This window comes from Streptomyces sp. NBRC 110611, from assembly GCF_001590865.1.
Classification (GTDB): Bacteria; Actinomycetota; Actinomycetes; order Streptomycetales; family Streptomycetaceae; genus Streptomyces.
The window spans coordinates 1-587 of the sequence record NZ_BBUY01000099.1 but is presented as its reverse complement, the minus strand read 5'-3'; the positions used below and the strand labels follow the sequence as shown (position 1 = coordinate 587).

General features: G+C 67.0%; 1 protein-coding gene. It reads left to right on the top strand.

The window, feature by feature from the left end:
* Positions 1 to 587: acyltransferase domain-containing protein (locus tag AZE13_RS33540; protein ID WP_147264840.1), on the top strand; the 587-nt coding region annotated here is incomplete at both ends.

Genomic DNA, 587 nt, shown 5'->3' with positions numbered 1-587 from the left:
GGGTCAGGGTTCGCAACGTCTGGGTATGGGCCGGGAATTGTATGGCCGCTATCCGGTGTTTGCGGCGGCGTTCGATGCGGTGTGTGCCGCGTTGGACGAGCATCTGGAGGAGCGTTCGGTGCGGGATGTCGTCTGGGGTGAGGACGCGGGGCTGCTGAACGAGACTGCGTATGCCCAGGCGTCGCTGTTCGCGGTCGAGGTGGCGCTGTACCGGCTGGTGGAGTCGTGGGGTGTGCGTCCGGATTTTGTGGCGGGGCACTCGATTGGTGAGGTTGCTGCGGCGCATGTGGCGGGTGTGTTCTCGCTTCCGGATGCGTGTGCGTTGGTGGCGGCTCGGGGTCGGCTGATGCAGCGGTTGCCTGTTGGTGGGGCGATGGTGGCGGTCCGGGCGACGGAGGACGAGGTTCTGCCGTATCTGGTGGAGGGGGTGTCGGTCGCGGCGGTCAATGGTCCGTCGTCGGTTGTGGTCTCCGGTGTGGAGGACGCGGTGCTGGCTCTCGTGGCGCGCTTCGAGGCGGAGGGTCGTAGGACCAGCAGGCTGCGGGTCTCGCACGCCTTCCACTCGCCGCTTATGGAACCGATGCTGG